Origin of the sequence: Streptomyces sp. NPDC047130 (genome assembly GCF_040643475.1) — a bacterium.
GTDB lineage: Bacteria > Actinomycetota > Actinomycetes > Streptomycetales > Streptomycetaceae > Streptomyces.
The window spans coordinates 1-2,165 of the sequence record NZ_JBEYUK010000068.1 but is presented as its reverse complement, the minus strand read 5'-3'; the positions used below and the strand labels follow the sequence as shown (position 1 = coordinate 2,165).

Below are 2,165 nucleotides of genomic sequence, written 5' to 3'. Positions count from 1 at the left end.
GGCACCGGGTTGTCGGTGGCCACGTCGGAACGGACCGGCCCTTCCTCCTGCGGGCGTTCCTCGGTCTGGAGGGTGGGGGTGGTCTTGACGCGGCGTTGGCGTAGTTCGGGGAGTTGGGCGCCGGGGATGCCGCGTTTGATGCCGATGAGGGCGTCCATGAGGCGCAGGCCTTCGAAGGCGTCGCGGGCGTAGCGGACTTCGCCCTGGTAGATCTCGTGGAGGTCCTGTTCGACGTAGGCGCGGGTCAGGGCGGCGCCGCCGAGGATCACGGGGTAGCGGGTGGCCAGGCCGCGGCCGTTGAGCTCTTCCAGGTTTTCCTTCATGATCACGGTGGATTTGACGAGGAGGCCGGACATGCCGATGACGTCGGCGTTGTGCTGTTCGGCGGCGTCGAGGATGGCGGAGACGGGCTGTTTGATGCCGAGGTTGACGACGTTGTAGCCGTTGTTGGAGAGGATGATGTCGACGAGGTTCTTGCCGATGTCGTGGACGTCGCCGCGGACGGTGGCCAGGACGATGGTGCCCTTGCCGGCTTCGTCGGTCTTCTCCATGTGCGGTTCGAGGTGGGCGACCGCGGTCTTCATCACCTCGGCGGACTGCAGCACGAACGGCAGCTGCATCTGGCCGGAGCCGAACAGCTCACCGACCACCTTCATGCCGTCCAGGAGGGTGTCGTTGACGATGTCCAGGGCCGGGCGGCCGGTCAGCGCCTCGTCCAGGTCGGCTTCCAGGCCGTTGCGTTCGCCGTCGATGATGCGCCGCTTGAGCCGCTCGTCCAGCGGCAGCGCGGCCAGTTCCTCGGCCTTGCCCGCCTTCAGCGACTTCGCCGTCGCGCCCTCGAAGAGCCGCATCAGCTTCTGCAGCGGGTCGTAGCCCTCGGCACGGCGGTCGTAGACGAGGTCGAGAGCGGTGGTGACCTCCTCCTCGCTGAACCGGGCGATCGGCAGGATCTTCGACGCGTGGACGATCGCCGAGTCCAGGCCCGCCTTCACACACTCGTCGAGGAAGACGGAGTTCAGCAGGATCCGGGCGGCCGGGTTCAGACCGAACGAGATGTTCGACAGGCCCAGCGTGGTCTGCACCTTTGGACGGCGGCGCTTCAGCTCACGGATCGCCTCGATCGTCGCGATCCCGTCCTTGCGTGACTCCTCCTGACCCGTGCAGATCGTGAACGTCAGACAGTCCACCAGGATGTCCGACTCGCGGATCCCGTAGTTCGTGGTGAGGTCCTCGATCAGCCGCTCGGCGATCTCGACCTTCTTCTCCGCCGTGCGGGCCTGGCCCTCCTCGTCGATCGTCAACGCGATCAGCGCCGCACCATGCTCCCGGGCCAGCCCGGTCACCAGCGCGAACCGCGACTCCGGCCCCGCCCCATCCTCATAATTGACGGAGTTGATGACCGCACGCCCGCCCAGCTTCTCCAGCCCCGCCCGCAGCACGTCCACCTCGGTGGAGTCCAGCACGATCGGCAGCGTCGACGCGGTCGCGAACCGCCCCGCCAGCTCCGCCATGTCCGCCACACCGTCACGGCCCACATAGTCCACACACAGGTCGAGCATGTGCGCGCCCTCACGGATCTGCTCCCGCGCCATCTCCACACAGTCGTCCCACCGGCCCTCCAGCATGGCCTCACGGAACTTCTTCGACCCGTTCGCGTTCGTCCGCTCACCAATAGCCAGATACGACGTGTCCTGCCGGAACGGCACCGTCTGATACAGAGAGGCAGCACCCGGCTCGGGACGCGGATCACGTGCCGCCGGCTCAGCACCCCGCACGCGCTCCACCAGCTGCCGCAGATGCTCCGGCGTGGTCCCGCAACACCCGCCCACCAGGGACAGGCCGTAATCACGGACGAAGTCCTCCTGCGCGTCCGCCAGCCCCTCCGCGTCCAGCGGGAAATGCGCCCCGTCCTTCGTCAGAACCGGCAGACCCGCATTCGGCATGCACAACAGCGGAATCCGCGCATGCCGCGCCAGATAACGCAAGTGCTCGGTCATCTCCGCCGGACCCGTCGAACAGTTCAGGCCGATCATGTCGATGCCCAACGGCTCCAACGCCGTCAGCGCCGCCCCGATCTCCGACCCCAGCAGCATCGTGCCCGTCGTCTCGAACGCCATCGACACCAGCAGCGGCACCCGCACACCCGTCGCCTCCATGGCCCGCCG

The 2,165-nt window shown here is 67.4% G+C and carries 1 protein-coding gene; it reads right to left on the bottom strand.

Annotated features, from left to right (window positions below; translation table 11 throughout):
• The coding region (locus ABZ836_RS30420; protein ID WP_361147607.1) for a dihydropteroate synthase at positions 1 to 2,165 on the bottom strand (2,165 nt) is incomplete at both ends.